The organism is Streptomyces sp. 150FB, assembly GCF_000818195.1.
Classification (GTDB): domain Bacteria; phylum Actinomycetota; class Actinomycetes; order Streptomycetales; family Streptomycetaceae; genus Streptomyces.
This window is the reverse complement of the sequence record NZ_JTHL01000001.1, coordinates 6,962,936-6,979,750: the sequence shown is the minus strand read 5'-3', so window position 1 is coordinate 6,979,750 and position 16,815 is coordinate 6,962,936. Positions and strand designations below refer to the sequence as shown.

The following is a 16,815-nucleotide window of genomic DNA, read 5'->3' as shown; positions in this document are numbered from 1 at the left end:
GCGGGCCATCAGGATCGCCGTGATGGCGGCCAGCTCCTCGGGAGCGGCCTCGCCCTTCTCGACACGCAGCAGCGACTCGTCGATGGAGCCGGTTGAGCCGGTGGAATCGGTCATGGAGTCGTGTCTCCGTCTTTCTAGGTCGTGAGGTCTCGGTTGTGGGGTCTCGGGCTTGAGACTCGGGCTTGAGACTCGGTGTGGCTGCCGATCGCGTTCCCGGCCCCGCCGGGGGCGCGGGCCTACTGCGGCGGGTTGCCGTGCTTGCGGGACGGCAGGTCCGCGTGCTTGGTCCGCAGCATCGCCAGCGCCGCCGCCAGGACCTCCCTGGTCTCGGCGGGGTCGATGACGTCGTCGACCAGTCCGCGTTCGGCCGCGTAGTAGGGGTGCATCAGTTCGGCCTTGTACTCCTTGACCATGCGGACCCGCATGGCTTCCGGGTCCTCGGCCTCCGCGATCTGCTTGCGGAAGATGACATTGGCGGCGCCCTCGGCGCCCATCACGGCGATCTCGTTGGTCGGCCAGGCGTAGGTGAGGTCGGCCCCGATGGACTGCGAGTCCATGACGATGTAGGCACCTCCGTACGCCTTGCGCAGGATCAGCGAGATCCGGGGCACGGTGGCGTTGCAGTACGCGTACAGCAGCTTCGCACCGTGCCTGATGATTCCGCCGTGCTCCTGGTCGACACCGGGCAGGAAGCCAGGTACGTCCAGCAGCGTCACGATCGGGATGTTGAAAGCGTCGCACATCTGGACGAAACGCGCCGCTTTTTCGGATGCCTCGATGTCGAGCACACCGGCCAGAGTCTGCGGCTGGTTCGCGACGATGCCGATCACCTGGCCGTCGATCCGGGCCAGGGCGCAGATGATGTTGCGGGCCCAGCGCTCGTGGACCTCCAGGAAGTCGCCGTCGTCGACGAGCTCCTCGATCACCTTGTGCATGTCGTACGGGCGGTTGCCGTCGGCGGGCACCAGGTCGAGGAGCACGTCGCCCCGGCGGTCGGCGGGGTCCTCGGACTCGACCGTGGGCGGGTTCTCGCGGTTGTTCTGCGGCAGCATCGACAGGAGGTAGCGGACCTCGGCGATGCAGGTCTCCTCGTCGTCGTAAGCGAAGTGCGCGACACCCGACGTCTCGGCGTGCACATCGGCGCCGCCGAGGCCGTTCTGGGTGATCTCCTCGCCGGTCACCGCCTTGACGACGTCCGGGCCCGTGATGAACATCTGCGAGGTCTCACGGACCATGAACACGAAGTCGGTCAGGGCCGGGCTGTACGCGGCGCCGCCGGCGCACGGGCCGAGCATCACGCTGATCTGCGGGATGACACCCGAGGCGCGGGTGTTGCGCTGGAAGATGCCGCCGTACCCGGCGAGCGCGGAGACGCCCTCCTGGATACGGGCGCCGGCGCCGTCGTTGAGGGAGACCAGCGGGGCACCGGCCGAGATGGCCATGTCCATGATCTTGTGGATCTTGGTCGCGTGGGCCTCGCCCAGGGCGCCGCCGAAGATCCGGAAGTCGTGCGCGTAGACGAAGACCGTGCGGCCGTCGACCGTGCCCCAGCCGGTGATGACACCGTCCGTGTAGGGCCGCTTGGCCTCCAGGCCGAATCCGGTCGCCCGGTGCCTGCGCAACTGTTCCACCTCGTGGAACGATCCTTCGTCGAGCAGCAGCGCGATCCGCTCACGAGCGGTCAGCTTGCCCTTGGCGTGCTGGGCTTCGGTCGCCCGCTCGCTGGGGCCGCTGCGGGCCTGCTCACGCAGAGCGTGCAGCTCGCTCACACGCCCCTTCGCATCGGCGGGCCTGCTCGGGGTCTCGTCCACAACGGTCATGTGCCAACCCTACGAACACCACGAAGCTAGGCGCGCCGTTGACTCCGTACAGTCTCCTGGCCATATTCCTGGTGGAGCTGGACAGAACCGGGTCCGTTACGGCACCTATGAACAGCTAGGAGCACCTACAACTTGTAGGTTTCGCATAGATGTCAGATGAGTGTCACGTCACACCCGTGTCCGGCTCCCGTGCTGCCCGGGGTGATCCGCAGCCGTAGCGTACGGCCGGCGGCGAGCACCTCCACCGCCGGGTCCGCCGAGGTGACCCGGCGCACCCGCCGGTCCCATTCGATCTCCAGCGGTTCCCCGGTGCGCGCCGGTTCGCTCACCCGGACGGTGGCGGTACGGCCGTGCGCCGTGACGAGCACGCTCGCGGGAACGGTCGCGGTGAGCGGGCCCGCCGTACCCGGCTGCCAGAAGTTCGCCGCCGTGTATCCGAGCGAGCGGATCGCGACCGCCTGCTGGGCGGCGGTGTTGGAGAGAACCTCCAACCAGCGGTGATCGGCGGCGCGGGCGGCGAGGGTACGCCGGGTGGCGCCCGGCATCAGCAGATAGGCGTACGAGGCGTCGGCCGGGTCGGTGCCGTGGTCGAGCCAGAGGGTGCGGTAGCGGCGGGTACGGCGTTCGGTGGTGCTGGTGGTGTTGATGTCGTTCCAGGCTCCGGTGCGGTCCTCGGCGAGGGTCCGCAGGGTTCCCGCGGGGGCGCCGCCGGGGAAGACCCAACCGCCGTGGCCCTCCAGGTGGGCCCAGCGGGGGCGCTTCCCGTGGTCGACGGTGAAGGGGTCCTCGCCGTTCCGGCCGCTCTCCTCTCCGCCCTCGAAGCCGCCGCCCAGGTTGCGGTTGTCGACGATCGTCTCGACGGGTACTCCGTCGGTGGCGGTGATCCCGGCGCCCAGGCAGACCACGGCGTCGGCGGCGCAGAACCAGGACTTGCGGCCTTCGAGGGTGGAGCCGAGGCCCTTGAGATGCTGTCCGACGGCGGCGAACTCACCGTCGCTCACCCCGCCCACCCACTGGACGGCGGGCTTCGGTTCGCCCCACTCGCCGCCGGCGTTGTCGGCGAGGCGCTTGGTCGAGACGGTCGTGCCGGGCAGCCGGTAGGGGTCGACCGTGGGCCAGAACCAGTCGGTGTACTGGTCGTTCCCCTGCTTCTCGCCCCACCAGTAGAGCATCCCGGCGCCGGTGTGCCAGCCGTGCGGGTTCTCGCCGTTGCCGCACTCGTACTGGGCGATGCGGCTCGACGCCATGGAGATGTTGGCCGCCCAGCCGGGACGGCGGTGCACGGCCCGGTCCATGGAGGCGAACAGGGTGTGGCCGACCGGTTCGGGGGCGGCGGCCACCGGCGAGCCGGCGACGGCGGCCAGCCGCGCGAGATCGGCGACCTCGAACTGGGGGGCGCTCAGGATCGGCGCCACGGTGTCGCGTTCGATCCACCCCTTGACCCTGGCCGTCCACCGGTCCCTCTCGGCGGCGCTCGCGCCGCCGGCGAGCAGCGGGACGGCGGCGATCAGCCCCTGGCCGTGGAAGTGGTCGCTGCGCATGACCTTGAGGTCGTCGCTCTTGAGATAACCCCGGCTGACGGCGCGCCCGTTGACGCTGTCCATCATCAGACCGTTGAAGATCAGCGGCGCGTAGGCGTGCTCCACGCTGTCGAGAATGACCTGCCGATCGGGATCGGTCACCTCCCAGGTCGATCCGGCGAGCAGGGTGAAGAGCCGGCCGAGGCCGTCCAGCATGACCTGGCCGTACGTACCGGAGTAGGCGACCCAGGTGTGCTGGACGAACGACCCGTCGGCGTAGAGGCCGTCGCCGGTGGTCACGTACGGGAAGACCGGCGAGAGGGCGTCCCTGGCGAGCGCGATCTTGGCGGGCGCCCTGCCGAGGACACCGCGCAGCGCCACCGAGCGGCACAGGTCGACACGGTTGGCGCCGGTGCTGGTCCCGGAGTAGTCGGCGAGCAGCGCGTCGGGGATGAAGTGGTCGACGGCGGCGCAGGCGGCTGCGCGCCGCTCGTCGCCGAGGTCGTCGTGGAGGGCGGCGACGATGTCCATGAGCATCCGGGGGCTCCCGATCTGCCACTCCCACCAGTTGCCGTAGGGCGTGGTCGACGGCCGGTAGACGGTCGCGGCGAGGTGGTCGAGGCCGCGCGCGATGTCGGCGAGCAGGGCCGTGTCGCCGGTGACGCCGGTGCCGTGCTGGACGTACGCCTGGGTCATCGTCCAGAGCCTGGTGTAGCTCTGGGTGATGCCGGACGGCGGGTCGAAGGGGTACTCGGGCCAGAGGGAGGCGGCGGCGGGGGCCATCGACTGCCTGAACCCGGCGGCGAGTTCACCGGTCGCCTTGAGGCGGGAGGCGTACGGCTCGGCCGTGGCGTCGTAGCCGCTGCCGAGCCGGGAGTCCAGCCAGCGCAGCCGCAGGGTGTCGAACTCGTCGGCAGGCGCGGCTGCGCCGTCGGCGGAGGCGGCTCCGGCCGCCCCCGCGGTGTCCGGGAGCGTCAGAGAGAGGGCTCCCGCCCCCGTCGCTGCCAGAAACGCGCGGCGGGACCAGGCGGACAGCAGCGACACGGGGACCTCCGCGACTCGGAAGAGGTGGAACCTGTCCGCTGGTGTAGCACGCGGCCCGCGCTGCTCTCAATGGACACGACAAGCATGGCCACCACCGGCCCCGCGCGCCCACCGCGCGCATACCCCGCGCGATCCCGTCCCCGCGTCATCTCGATCCCGTGTTCATTCGATCGGGCGACGTAGTTGAACATTTAACGAAACAGGACTACGGTTGCCCTCGTCCGACACGTTGAACATTGAACAATACCCCTCCAGGAGGAAACCATGTCTCTCTTCGGCCGCAAGAACGACAGCGCCCAGGGCACCGCCACAGCCACAGCCACCCGCGAGGTCGACCCCGCGCTCGCCGCGCTGACCGGCGAGTACACCATCGACCCGGCGCACAGCAGCATCGGTTTCACGGTCCGCCACGCCATGGTCACCAATGTCCGCGGCACCTTCGCCGAGCACACCGGCACCCTGAACCTCAACGGCTCGGACCCCTCGAAGTCCACCGCCTCGATCGACGTCGCGATCGCCAGCGTCGACACGGGCATCGCCGACCGTAACGGCCACCTGGTCAGCGGCGACTTCTTCGACGCCGAGCAGTTCCCCAGCATGACCTTCCGCTCCACGTCGGCCGAGGAGCTGGGCGGCGACTCGTACCGCATCAGCGGCGACCTGACCATCAAGGACGTGACGCGCCCGCTCTCCATCGACCTGGAGTTCAACGGCTCGGCCACCGACCCGTACGGCAACGAGCGCGTCGGCTTCGAGGGCACCGCCGAGATCCTGCGCTCCGACTGGGGCCTGACCTACAACGCGGCGCTGGAGACCGGCGGCGTCCTGGTCGGCGACAAGGTCAAGCTGATCTTCGACATCTCCGCGATCAAGACCGCCCCGAAGGCCGCCTGAGACCGATCGGCACGCGGTGAGCAGGGGGACGGTGACGGTGCGGGAGCGCGCCGGGAACCGGGGCACGGGCCCGTGAGGGCCCGGTCCTCAGAACCCGCCGCCCCCGCCCCCGTCCCCGCCGCCGAAACCACCACCGTCGCCGAAGCCCCCGCCGCCGTCGCCTCCGTCGCCGAAGCCGCCACCGCCGAAGTCGTCGGAGTTGTAGTCCGAGCCCGAGACATCGCCGCCGGTCGAGTCGTAGCCGGTGTAGTCACCGCCGCCGAAGTCCGCCGCGTACGCGGGCGTGGAGATGATCCAGCCGAGCGACGTGCCGAGCAGGAGACCGGGAAGCATGCCGCCCCCGAAGTAGCCGCCGGCCCACGGGCCGTAGGCGGCGCCGGCCTCCCAGTACGGGCGCGGGCCTCCCTCGGTCTGCACCGTGCGGGCCATCGGGTCCTCGCCGTCGGCCAGCCGGGCGGCGTCGGCCGCGCACACCGGGACCGTCCGCCGCGTACCGCCGGGCGGCGCCCATTCGGCGTCCGCCACCGAGGGACCGTGGCGCGGGTCGAAGAAGCACGGTCCACGGCGCTCGGGGAGCGGGGCGCCGCTCCTGCGCGCGTCCAGCGTGGCCAGCGAGAACCGTCCGTCCTCCAGCGTCTCGGTCACCGCGCGCACGTCGTCGGGCCGCTTGGCTGCGGCCATCAGGGATTTCGCCCGCTCGTACGCGTCCAGTGAGCGTTCGTAGTCCGAACGCATCGCGTCGTCGGCGCCGGACTCCGCCGGACGGAAGTCGAGCCGGTCCAGCTCCTCGCCGAAGGCCGTGATGTCCTCGTCGACGACCACCCGCAGCGCGTCGAGCGCCTGTCGCTCGCGCTCGGCCTTTCTGGCCCGCTTACGGCGCGACGTCACGTACAGCGCGCCGCCTCCCACCAGCACCACGGCGCCGAACGCGACCAGCGCGGTGGACGAGGGGCCCCAGCCGGAGTCGGACCCGAGGTCCCAGGAGGCCGGAGCCTGGCCGCGGACCTGGGGCAGCGCCTGGTCGACGAAGTTGTTCAGCTCGGTGGACGCGTCGACGGGTCCGCCGGCCTTGACGGCGGCGGTGAGGTTCTTCACGGCGGCGGGAGACATCACGGAAGGGTCGGCCCCGGCGTTGAACCCGGTACCGAGCCGGATCGCGTAGAGGCCGGTGACCCCCGTCTGTGCGCGCACCGCGTTGAGCACTTCTGTCGGCGGGAACTGGGAGCTCTGCGGCAGGACGGCCACGAAAAGCGGTTTGTCCGCCTTCTGGATCCGCTGCGCCAGCGCCGCCGCATCGGTCGCCGAGAGCTGGTCGCGGGCGCGGGGGTCCACGTACACCGGGTTCTTCTTCAGTGCCTCCCCCACCGCCCGGGGGCCGGTCGCCGCCGTTGTGGCGCCGGTCGCCGCACCGGCGCCGGGAGCCGCCACGAGGACCGCGGCCAACAGCGCGACCAACAGCGCGGACAGTGCGGAGAACACCCTTGTACCCATATCCCGAAGCTACCCGAAGTGAGCCCTTCCGGAGAGGTCGGGAACCCGCGCGGGAGGCGGGAAGCCGGACGCGCGGACGCACCCGGACCGGGGTCCGGGTGCGTCCGTACGGGGGAAGAGGCGTCAGGCCGCCCGGTAGGCCGCCGTCAGCTTGTCCAGCGCACCGCTCAGGTCACCGGTGAGCAGCAGATGGTCCGCGTCGGCGAAGGGCTTGGCCGACGCCGCCGTGATGTGCTGTCCGATCTTCTGCTGGACGAGCAGCCTCGCCTGGCCCGCCACCGCCTTGCCCTGCGCCGATCCGCCGAGGCCCGCCTTCTGGAGCACCTTCGCCGTCAGCGAGAGCGCGCCGAGGGTCAGCGCGCCGCCCGCCGGGGGCTTCTTCAGCGTCGTCAGGCCCCAGCCGTAGGGGAACTGCGGGTCGTACGACGCGTCACCGACGTTGATCGGGAGCTGCTCGACCGACTTCGGCCAGGTCAGCGGAAGCTGCCCGGTGAAGGGCTGCTTGCCGTAGAGGACATCGGCGACGCCGTCGCCCTCGGTGCCCGGCAGCCAGGAGGCGACCAGTGCGTCGATCGTGCCGAGCTGGTCGGCGACGACCTGCGAGCGTCCGGAGACGATCAGTACGGCGCACTTCATGGCACCGCAGACCGTGTCGACCGCCTTCTTGTCGGCGGCCGACAGCTCCATGCTGTGGCCGTTGCCGACATCGCCGACGCCCTCGGCGTACGGGGTCTCGCCGACGACGACCACACCCACGTCGTACCCGTCCGTGGCCGCCGAGGCGTCCTTGGAGTAGGTGAGCGTGGCGCCAGGGGCGGCCTTCTTCATGCCCTGGAGGATGGTCGTGCCTGTGGTGGCCGTCGCGCCGGAGCCGCCCTGCCAGCTCAGGCTCCAGCCGCCCATCTGGTTGCCGAGGTCGTCGGCGTTGGAGCCGGCGACGTACACCTTCTGCGCGGGCTTCAGCGGCAGCACGCCGCCGTCGTTCTTCAGCAGGACCTGGGACTCGGCCGCCGCCTTCCGGGCGACCGCGCGGTGCTCCGGCGAGCCGATCTTGTCGATGTTGGTGGTGTCGGAGTACGGGTGCTCGAAGAGGCCCAGCTTGAACTTCTGGGTCAGGATGCGGGAGACGGCGTCGTCGATCCTGGCCTGGCTGATGTGCCCGGCGCTCGTCTCGTCCTCCAGCGTCTGGACGAACGTCTTGTACGCGTTCGGGACCATCACCATGTCGTTGCCCGCGTTGACTGCGGTGGTGACATCGCTCGGGTAGTCGCCGGGGATGGCGTCGATCGCCTGGTAGTCGGTGATCACGAACCCGTCGAAGCCCATCGCGTCCTTGAGCTGACCGTTGATCATGTCGCCGCGGGCGTGCATCTTCACCGGGCCCTTGCCGTCCCCGATGATGTCGAGCGAGGAGTACGACGGCATGACCGTACCGATGCCCCGCTTGACGGCGTCCTTGAACGGCGCGAGATGGATGTCCTGGAGCTCCTTGGGCGTGACCTTGGTGATGCCCCGGTCGATCGTGTACGTACCGGTGTCGGACGTGCCGTAGGTCGTACCGCCGTCACCGACGAAGTGCTTGGCGGTGGCCAGCACCTTGTCGTTGCGGTCGAGGTCCTTGCCGGACGGGTCGCCCTGCATGCCGTTGATGACCGGCTCCATCGAGGAGACCAGCGCCGGGTCCTCGCCGAAGGTCTCGTACGTACGGCCCCACCGCTCGTCCCTGCCCACGCACAGGCAGGGCGAGAAGTCCCAGGGGACCCCGGTGGCGCGCACCTCGTTGGCGGTGACGGCGCCCGCCTGCTCGGCGAGCGACGGGTCGCGGGTCGCGCCCATGCCGATGTTGTGCGGCATGAGGGTCGCGCCGACGACGTTGTTGTGGCCGTGCACCGCGTCCACGCCGTAGATCAGCGGGATCTGGAAGCGGGTGGCCTGCGCCCTGAGCTGGTACGAGTCGATCATGTCGGCCCAGCCCTGCGGGGTGTTGGGCGTCGGGACCGAGCCGCCGCCGGAGAGCAGCGAGCCGAGGTCGTAGGTGGAGATGTCGCTCTGCGCGGTGAGCGCGTTGCGCTCGGCCTGGGCCATCTGACCGGCCTTCTCGGCCTGTGACATCCGGGCCACCAGGTCGGCGACCCGCTTCTGCACCGGGAGCTTCGTGTCGAGGTACGGCAGGCCGTGCGCGTTGACGACGACCTGGGGCTGCTCGGCGGGCGCCTTGGCACCGCTGACGGTGAGCTTCAGCGGGATGGTCCGCGCTTCGGCGCCGCCCTTCACCTTGAGCGTCGGCACCTCGACGACCCGGGAGGCGCCGGAAGCGGTGCCCGCGGGGAAGGTGACGCTCCCCGAGGTCGCGGGGAAGTCCCTGCCCGCTTCGGCCGTGCCGCCGCCCGCGGTGTAGTCGACCGTGACGGGTGCGTCGACGGGTACGGAACCGGTGGTCCCGAGCGAGATGGTGACCTTGGCGGTGCCGCCCGCGTCGACGGGGTAGAGCGCGGAGTCCGTGGACACGCTCGCCTGGAGCGTCGAGTCGGGCTTGCCGTACAGCTCCATGCCGTCGAGTGCGAACTTCCCTGCCCCGCCGGTCGGGAGGGTGAAGGCGTACCCCCACATCTGGTCGAGCCCGAGGACATGGTCGATGCCGCCGACGGGCTGGAAGTCCGTGCGGTAGGTGAACTGGGAGAAGGGGATCTCCACCTGGTGCCAGCCGGCCCAGTCGTCGGTGAAGGAGGTCGTCCACAGCTCGGAGGCCTCGCCGTTGGCGCCGCCGTCCTTGATCTCGAAGCTGATCTTCTTGCCGGCCCCCGGGGGCAGCGTGTCGGGGTTCTCGCCGTACCACCAGAAGCGGATGCCGCCGTGGCCCGACCAGTCCTGGGCGGGCTTGTCGTAGGCGAAGTCGTGGCTGAAGCCGCCGTATCCGCTGATGTCGTAGGTGCCTTCGAGGGCCTTCGCGCCCTCGGGGGCGTCGGCGCGGTCGGCGAACTTCAGCACCGGCGGGTCGTCGCTGTCGCCGCCCCAGGTGAAGAGGCCGTCGGCGGGCGGGTTCGCGAAGGGCACCTCGCCCTCGTAGCTGTCGACGGCCACGGGGGCGGGGTCGCCGGCGGCGGCGCTCGTACCCGCTCCGGCGAGCGGCAGCAGTCCCGCGATGACGGCGGCGGCGACGAGCGCCGCCGTCCTCCGGCCGGTTTTCGGTCTGACACGCCCTGCGTGGGGTGTGCGTTGCATGGTGTGGCTCCTCGGAGATGGTGTTGCTTCTGTTCGACCCGCACCGGTCACCGGCCGTGGTGGACGCGCCTTCGCTGTACCACGCGGGGAGGCCGCGGGAGGCTTACGGCGCGGGGGTGCCGCGGGTGAGGCGGATCGTGTCGCGGTACCACTTGGCGCTGTCCTTGAGGGTCCTGGCCTGGGTGTCGTAGTCGACGCGGACGATGCCGAAGCGCTTGTCGTAGCCGTACGCCCACTCGAAGTTGTCCATCAGCGACCAGGCGAAGTAGCCGCGTACGTCGGCGCCCCGCTCGCGGGCGGCGGCGACGGCAGCGATGTGGTCGGCGACGTAGGCCGTGCGGTCGGCGTCGGGTACGGAGCCGTCGGCGGCGACCGTGTCGTCGAACGCGGCGCCGTTCTCGGTGATGACGGTCGGCACGCCGTAGTCGCGCTCCAGGCGCAGCAGCAGTTCGGTGAGTGAGCCGGGGGTGATCTCCCAGTCCATGGCGGTACGCGGCAGATCGCGCCGCACGCCACGGGTGACGGGCAGCCCGTCGGCGTCCTCGGTCGCGCCGTCCTCGGTGGTCCCGGAGAAGAGGGTGCCGCTGTAGAAGTTGACGCCGAGGACGTCGAGGGGTGCGGCGATGGTCTCCAGGTCCCCGTCTCGCACGGGGAGTTGGGCGCCGCGCCGGGCGAGGTCGGCGACGACGTCCTCGGGGTAGCGGCCGTGGACGAGCGGGTCGAGGTAGATCCTGCGACCCAGCCCGTCGGCGCGCCGGCAGGCCTCGCGGTCGGCCTCGCTGTCCGTCTCGGGGGTCGCCGTGCCGAGGTTGAGGGTGATGCCGAGTTCGAGCGGGTTGTCGCCGGCGGCCTCGCGGATCCGCCGCGAGGCGAGTCCGTGGCCCAGCAGCAGGTGGTGCACGGCGCGGATCGCGTCGGGGAAGTGGGTACGGCCGGGGGCGTGGACACCCGAGTCGTAGCCGAGCATCGCCGAGCACCAGGGCTCGTTGAGCGTGGTCCAGTGCTCGACCCGGTCGCCGAGCGCCTCGTACGCGAGGGCCGCGTAGTCGGCGAAGCGGTACGCCGTGTCGCGGGCCGGCCAGCCGCCGGCGTCCTCCAGTTCCTGCGGGAGGTCCCAGTGGTAGAGCGTGATCCAGGGGGTGATGTTCTTCCCGTGCAGCTCGTCGATCAGCCGCTTGTAGAAGTCGAGCCCCTTCGCGTTGGCCGGTCCGCCGCCGCCGGGCTGGATGCGCGGCCAGGCGAGCGAGAAGCGGTACGTGTCGACGCCGAGACCTGCGATCAGCTCCACGTCCTCGGCCACCCGGTGGTAGTGGTCGCACGCCACATCGCCGTGCTCGCCGCGGATGACGGCGCCGGGGACCCGGCAGAAGGTGTCCCAGATCGAGGGGGTCCTGCCGTCCTCGGCAGCCGCGCCCTCGATCTGGTAGGCGGAGGTGGCGACGCCCCAGCGGAAGTCCGCCGGCAGCCCGGGGACCGCCACAGGGGGGAGCGAAAGGGGCTGCGGGGTTGTCGCGTTCATGACTCTCCAGTGGTCGGACGTCGGCGCTGTGGGGCACGGCTCGTACGGGGCGCTGGTCGTGGGGGGGGACTGGTCGTGGGGGTGGTGGTACGGGCGTGCTGCGGCGGACAGTTAGGGCGCCGACTCCCGTACGACGAGATCGGTGCGCAGGACGACCGGTTCGTCCGGCGCCGGGGTGCCTCCGAGGTGGCCGAGGAGCATCCGCGCCGCCGTCTCGCCCATCGCCCGGGTCGGCTGTCCGACGGTGGTCAGCGGCGGCTCGGTGTGCCGGGCCATCGGGATGTCGTCGAAGCCGACCACCGCGATGTCGTCGGGCACGGTCCGCCCGGCGGCCCGCAGGGCACGCAGCGCCCCGGCGGCGCTGACGTCGTTCTGCGCGAACACCGAGTCGAAGTCGGCGCCTTCGGCGATGATCCGCTCGATCGCCGAGCGCCCCGACGCCTCGGTGAACTCCCCCACCACGACATGCTCGGCGGGCAGCACCTCGACGAATCCGGCGAGCCGGTCCCGTACGCAGCCGAAGTGCGCGGGTCCCGTGATGACCAGGGGCTTGGAGCGCCCGCCGGCCAGCAGGTGGCGGGCCGCCGAAGCGCCGCCCTCGTGGTTGGTGGTCACCACGGAGGGGAAGTCCTCGGGGTGCTGCCCCCGGTCGTCGATCAGCACGACCGGCAGGCCCTTGCGGTGCAGGCCGATGATGGTGTCGAGGGTGTTCTCAGGCTCGACGACGAGCAGTCCGTCGAAGGCGCGGGCCGAGACCTGGCTGGTGAAGCGCTCCACCGAGTCGGCGCCCCGGTTGCAGGTGAACAGGAGCAGTCCGTAGCCGGCCGCCTCGACGGTGTCGACGACGCCTTGCAGCACCTCGCCCATCCAGGGCCAGGTCAGCGAGGGCACCAGCATCCCGACCGTACGGCTGCTGCCCCGGGCCAGACCGACGGCGCCCGAACTGGGTACGTAGCCCAGCTCGGCGATCACCGCGCGGACCCGGGCCGCCGTGGTCCTGTCGACGTCGCTCTTGGTGTTGATCACCCGCGACACAGTCGTCTTGCTGACCCGCGCCTCGCGGGCGACATCGGCGATCGTGACACGCATAGGAGCCTCCGCGTCGAGGGCGGTCGAGGGCAGCCAGGGGCAGTCGGGGCGGTGACGGTGGTACCGGTTCCGGAACCGGTACCGGCGTTCCGGCGGTGAGTTAACCGGGGCCCGGCACCGCCGTCAATACTTCACACCCACATTGGTCCGAACCATTGTTACGCAGCAGGCGAGGCGCAGGTCAGGCGCAGGTCAGGAGCGGTAAGCCTTCAGTTCCTGAATGCGCAACCTCTTGACGGGAGTTCGCGGGGGCAGTTCACTCACGCCGCACGACCATCGCGCAACCCCCCACCTGTGCCGAGAAGGGCAGTAGACCTATGTCGAGAACGACTGGACGCGGGCGAAGACTGACGAGGCTTCTCCTCGCCGGGGCCCTCGCCACCGCCGGACTGACCGGCCTCTCCGCCGGATCCGCGCAAGCCGCCGGCGAACCGGTGAACATCTGGCTGACCACCACCAGCGATGCCAAGGGCCAGGTGGTCACCCGTGGCCTCCAGCAGCAGACGCCCGTCAACTTCACCTCGGGCAACGGCGGAACCGGCACCAACATCACCGTCGACGAGAACACCAAGTACCAGGAGTTCTCCGGCGGCGGGGCCTCCTTCACCGACTCCGCGGCCTGGCTGATGAACAGCAGCGGGCTGCTCTCCCAGGCGACCCGCGACGCCACGATGAAGAAGCTGTTCTCGCCGACCGACGGCATCGGGCTCAGCTTCACCCGTAACCCCATGGGCTCCTCCGACCTGGCCCGCAACAGCTACACGTACGACGACGTGCCGGCCGGCCAGACCGACCCGAACCTGGCGAAGTTCTCGATCGCGCACGACCAGGCCGACGTGCTGCCGCTCACCAAGCAGGCGAAGCAGCTCAACCCGCAGATGAAGATCATGGCGTCGCCGTGGACCGCGCCGCCGTGGATGAAGGACAACGACAACTACGTCCAGGGCTGGCTGGAGTCGCAGTACTACGCCGCGTACGCGCAGTACTTCGTGAAGTACATCCAGGCGTACCAGAGCGCGGGCGTCCCGATCGACTACGTCTCGGAGCAGAACGAGCCCACCGTCGGGGCCAATTACCCGGGGATGAACTGGAACGGCTCGGGGCTCGCGTTCTTCGCCAAGAACAACCTGCTGCCCGCGCTCCAGAACGCCGGGCTCACGACCAAGGTGCTCGCGCTCGACTGGAACCCGGACTCCTACCAGGCGTTCGCCGCGCCCACCGTGGACGACGCGGCGATCCGTAACCACCCGAACTTCGGCGGGATCGCCTACCACGGCTACACGGGAAACATCGACGTGCAGTCGACGGTGCACAACCAGTACCCCAACGTGCCGGCGTTCGACACGGAGCACTCCGGCGGTACCTGGATCGCTAACCAGCAGCAGGAGGACATGAACAACATCTTCGACTACACCCGTAACTGGGGGCAGAGCTTCGTCAAGTGGAGCCTCGCCGTCGATCAGAACCACAGCCCGCACAACGGCGGCTGCGACACCTGCACCGGTCTGATCACCGTCAACAACGGCGGCAGCAGGAGCGGTCAGGTCGACTACACCGTCGAGTACTACACGATGGGCCACCTCACGAAGTTCGTGAAGCCCGGTGCCCGCCGGATCGCCTCCAACGACACCTCGGCGGTCCGTAACGTCGCCTGGCAGAACCCGGACGGCTCGAAGGCCCTCATCGCGTACAACAACAACACCGCGGCGCAGCAGATCCGGGTCAACTGGGGCGGCCAGAACTTCAGTTACTCGCTGCCCGGCAAGACCTCGGCGACCTTCACCTGGGCCGGCACGCAGTCCGGCAGCGCCCCCGGGCAGACCGGCACCATCACCGGTCTCGGCGGCAAGTGCCTTGATGTCGCGGGCGGTTCCACCGCCAACGGCACCGCGGCGCAGATCTACGGCTGCAACGGCTCGACGGCCCAGAACTGGACCGTGAAGCCGGACGGTTCCATCCAGGCGCTCGGCAAGTGCCTTGACGTCAACGCCGCTTCGACGGCCGACGGCGCGAAGGTCCAGCTCTACGACTGCAACGGGTCGGGAGCACAGCAGTGGAGACTCGAAGCCGCGGGTGACCTGGTCAACGCGGCGGCGAACAAGTGCCTCGACGTCGTGAACAACTCGTCGGCGGACGGCACCAAGCTCCAGATCTGGACCTGCACCGGAGCCGCCAACCAGAAGTGGCAGCTCCGGAGCTGAGGCCCTGCCCCTGGCCGGGGCGGACCGCGCGGAGAATCCTTACTCCGCCGGTTCGACCCCGGCCTTCAGCAGTCCGTAGGTGTACGCGTCCTCCAGCGCCTGCCAGGACGCCGAGATCACGTTCTCGGCCACGCCGACCGTGGCCCATTCGGTCTCGCCGTCACCGGTGGTGATCAGGACGCGGGTGGTGGACTCCGTACCCTGCCGGCCCTCCAGGATGCGGACCTTGTAGTCGACCAACTGGAGCTTGGCGAGTTGCGGGTAGATGCGCTCAAGGCCGACCCGCATGGCCCGGTCCAGCGCGTTGACCGGTCCGTTGCCCTCGGCGGTGGCGACGATGCGCTCGCCCTTGGCCCACAGCTTCACGGTGGCCTCGTTGGCGTGGGTGCCGTCGGGGCGGTCCTCCACGATCGCGCGCCACGACTCCGTACGGAAGTAGCCGCGCACCCGGCCCTCGGCCTCCTCGCGCAGCAGCAGCTCGAAGGACGCGTCGGCCGCCTCGTACGTGTAGCCCCTCAGCTCGCGCTCCTTGACGCGGCCGACGACCCGGCCGACCAGGTCGCGGTCGCCGCCGAGATCGATGCCCAGCTCCTTGCCCTTCAGTTCGATGGAGGCGCGGCCCGCCATGTCGGAGACGAGCATCCGCATGGAGTTGCCGACCCGCTCGGGGGCGATGTGCTGGTAGAGGTCGGGGTCGACCTTGATCGCCGAGGCGTGGAGTCCGGCCTTGTGGGCGAAGGCGGAGACGCCGACGTACGGCTGGTGGGTGGAGGGGGCGAGGTTGACGACCTCGGCGATGGCGTGCGAGATGCGGGTCATCTCGGCGAGCGCGCCTGCGGGCAGCACCTTCCTGCCGTACTTGAGTTCCAGGGCGGCGACGACGGGGAAGAGGTTGGCGTTTCCGACGCGCTCCCCGTAACCGTTCGCCGTGCACTGCACGTGGGTGGCACCGGCGTCGACGGCGGCGAGGGTGTTGGCGACGGCGCAGCCGGTGTCGTCCTGGGTGTGGATGCCGAGCCGGGCGCCGGTGTCGGTGAGCACGGTCGACACGACGGCCTGGATCTGCGCGGGCAGCATGCCGCCGTTGGTGTCGCAGAGGACGACGACATCGGCGCCGGCCTCGGCCGCGGCGCGTACGACGGCCTTGGCGTACGCGGGATTGGCGCGGTAGCCGTCGAAGAAGTGCTCGCAGTCGACGAAGACACGGCGGCCCTGTTCACGCAGGTAGGAGACCGTGTCGGCGACCATCGCCAGGTTCTCGTCGAGGGTGGTGCGCAGCGCGAGTTCGACATGCCGGTCGTGCGACTTGGCGACCAGGGTGACCACCGGGGCGCCGGACTCGACCAGCGCCTTGACCTGCGGGTCCTCCGAGGCCTTGGCGCCGGGCCGCCGAGTGGCGCCGAAGGCGACGAGCTGCGCGTTCCGGAAGTCGATCTCCTGCCGGGCACGGGCGAAGAACTCGGTGTCCCTCGGGTTGGCGCCGGGCCAGCCGCCCTCGATGAAGCCGACGCCGAACTCGTCCAGGTAGCGGGCGATGGCGAGCTTGTCGGCGACCGTCAGGTTGATGCCCTCACGTTGGGCTCCGTCGCGGAGCGTCGTGTCGAAGACGTGGAAACTGTCGTCCGTCTCAGTCTGCTCCGTGGGCTTTGTGGGCTCGGTGGGCACGGTGGGCTTGATGGACACGGTGGGTTTGCTCCCTGTCGAGTGGATGTTCTGGCTCCACTTGCCCCATCTTCACGTGCGGCTCGTCTTCGGCTGGGTGGGGCCGGAAAACGAAAAAACCCCTCGCGGGTGCGAGAGGTCTGCGCGCGGGTCTGAGGCACGGTGCCACTCCGTACATCGTGGTACGGAGCGGTCACTGCGGACCGGCGCGCTGGCTGCCAATAATCATGGCGAACGAGAGCACGAGCCGATTTTCGCACGCCTCCCGGTTTCGGCAAGGCCCGTCTCACGATGCGGTCGGGGTGTCCGGGGGGTGGGGCGGAGGGGAGGGCGACGGGGAGGGTCGGTGGGGA

At 70.2% G+C, this 16,815-nt stretch carries 10 protein-coding genes; 2 read left to right on the top strand and 8 right to left on the bottom strand.

The genetic code is table 11. From position 1 onward, the window contains the following. The 3 genes from QR77_RS45440 to QR77_RS29935 all read right to left on the bottom strand — a co-directional run. A partial coding sequence (locus QR77_RS45440) for an acyl-CoA carboxylase subunit epsilon (RefSeq protein WP_150130597.1) occupies positions 1-114 on the bottom strand: 114 nt, incomplete at its 3' end. Positions 115-236: 122 nt separating this feature from the next. After that, the gene (locus QR77_RS29940; RefSeq protein WP_040025123.1) at positions 237-1,820 is read right to left on the bottom strand and encodes an acyl-CoA carboxylase subunit beta; all 1,584 of its coding nucleotides are present in this window, start codon (positions 1,818-1,820) and stop codon (positions 237-239) included. Between the two features lie 152 nt (positions 1,821-1,972). Next, positions 1,973-4,318, bottom strand: coding sequence for a polysaccharide lyase 8 family protein (locus QR77_RS29935; protein WP_236711175.1), 2,346 nt, complete (start codon positions 4,316-4,318; stop codon positions 1,973-1,975). A 330-nt stretch (positions 4,319-4,648) separates the two neighbouring features. On the opposite strand from QR77_RS29935, the gene QR77_RS29930 reads away from it, so the two are divergent. Next, positions 4,649-5,278 (top strand): YceI family protein, encoded by a 630-nt coding sequence (locus QR77_RS29930; protein ID WP_040025122.1) that lies wholly within the window; start codon positions 4,649-4,651, stop codon positions 5,276-5,278. Between the two features lie 87 nt (positions 5,279-5,365). Here the strand turns inward: QR77_RS29930 and QR77_RS47575 are convergent, their stop codons facing one another. The 4 genes from QR77_RS47575 to QR77_RS29910 form a co-directional block, all read right to left on the bottom strand. Next, positions 5,366-6,769: a hypothetical protein gene (locus QR77_RS47575; RefSeq protein WP_040025121.1), complete on the bottom strand. Its 1,404-nt coding sequence runs from the start codon at positions 6,767-6,769 to the stop codon at positions 5,366-5,368. A 123-nt stretch (positions 6,770-6,892) separates the two neighbouring features. Beyond that, positions 6,893-9,991: a glycoside hydrolase family 3 N-terminal domain-containing protein gene (locus QR77_RS29920; protein ID WP_040025120.1), complete on the bottom strand. Its 3,099-nt coding sequence runs from the start codon at positions 9,989-9,991 to the stop codon at positions 6,893-6,895. Positions 9,992-10,094: 103 nt separating this feature from the next. After that, positions 10,095-11,510, bottom strand: coding sequence for a GH1 family beta-glucosidase (locus QR77_RS29915; protein WP_040025119.1), 1,416 nt, complete (start codon positions 11,508-11,510; stop codon positions 10,095-10,097). Between the two features lie 111 nt (positions 11,511-11,621). After that, positions 11,622-12,599, bottom strand: a complete 978-nt coding sequence (locus QR77_RS29910; RefSeq protein WP_040025118.1) for a LacI family DNA-binding transcriptional regulator — start codon at positions 12,597-12,599, stop codon at positions 11,622-11,624. A 317-nt stretch (positions 12,600-12,916) separates the two neighbouring features. Between QR77_RS29910 and QR77_RS29905 the strand changes: the two genes are divergently transcribed. After that, positions 12,917-14,800: a ricin-type beta-trefoil lectin domain protein gene (locus QR77_RS29905; RefSeq protein WP_040025117.1), complete on the top strand. Its 1,884-nt coding sequence runs from the start codon at positions 12,917-12,919 to the stop codon at positions 14,798-14,800. A 39-nt stretch (positions 14,801-14,839) separates the two neighbouring features. Here QR77_RS29905 and cimA read toward each other — a convergent pair whose 3' ends face one another. Beyond that, on the bottom strand, positions 14,840-16,483 hold the full coding sequence (cimA, locus tag QR77_RS29900; RefSeq protein ID WP_236710859.1) for a citramalate synthase: 1,644 nt from the start codon (positions 16,481-16,483) through the stop codon (positions 14,840-14,842). Positions 16,484-16,815 lie beyond the last annotated feature (332 nt).

Bases quoted from the DNA above. Each gene is read 5' to 3' on its own strand.
- QR77_RS29940 (WP_040025123.1), bottom strand. From the start codon at position 1,820: ATGACCGTTGTGGACGAGACCCCGAGCAGGCCCGCCGATGCGAAGGGG.
- QR77_RS29930 (WP_040025122.1), top strand. From the start codon at position 4,649: ATGTCTCTCTTCGGCCGCAAGAACGACAGCGCCCAGGGCACCGCCACA.
- QR77_RS47575 (WP_040025121.1), bottom strand. From the start codon at position 6,769: ATGGGTACAAGGGTGTTCTCCGCACTGTCCGCGCTGTTGGTCGCGCTG.
- QR77_RS29920 (WP_040025120.1), bottom strand. From the start codon at position 9,991: ATGCAACGCACACCCCACGCAGGGCGTGTCAGACCGAAAACCGGCCGG.
- QR77_RS29915 (WP_040025119.1), bottom strand. From the start codon at position 11,510: ATGAACGCGACAACCCCGCAGCCCCTTTCGCTCCCCCCTGTGGCGGTC.
- QR77_RS29910 (WP_040025118.1), bottom strand. From the start codon at position 12,599: ATGCGTGTCACGATCGCCGATGTCGCCCGCGAGGCGCGGGTCAGCAAG.
- QR77_RS29905 (WP_040025117.1), top strand. From the start codon at position 12,917: ATGTCGAGAACGACTGGACGCGGGCGAAGACTGACGAGGCTTCTCCTC.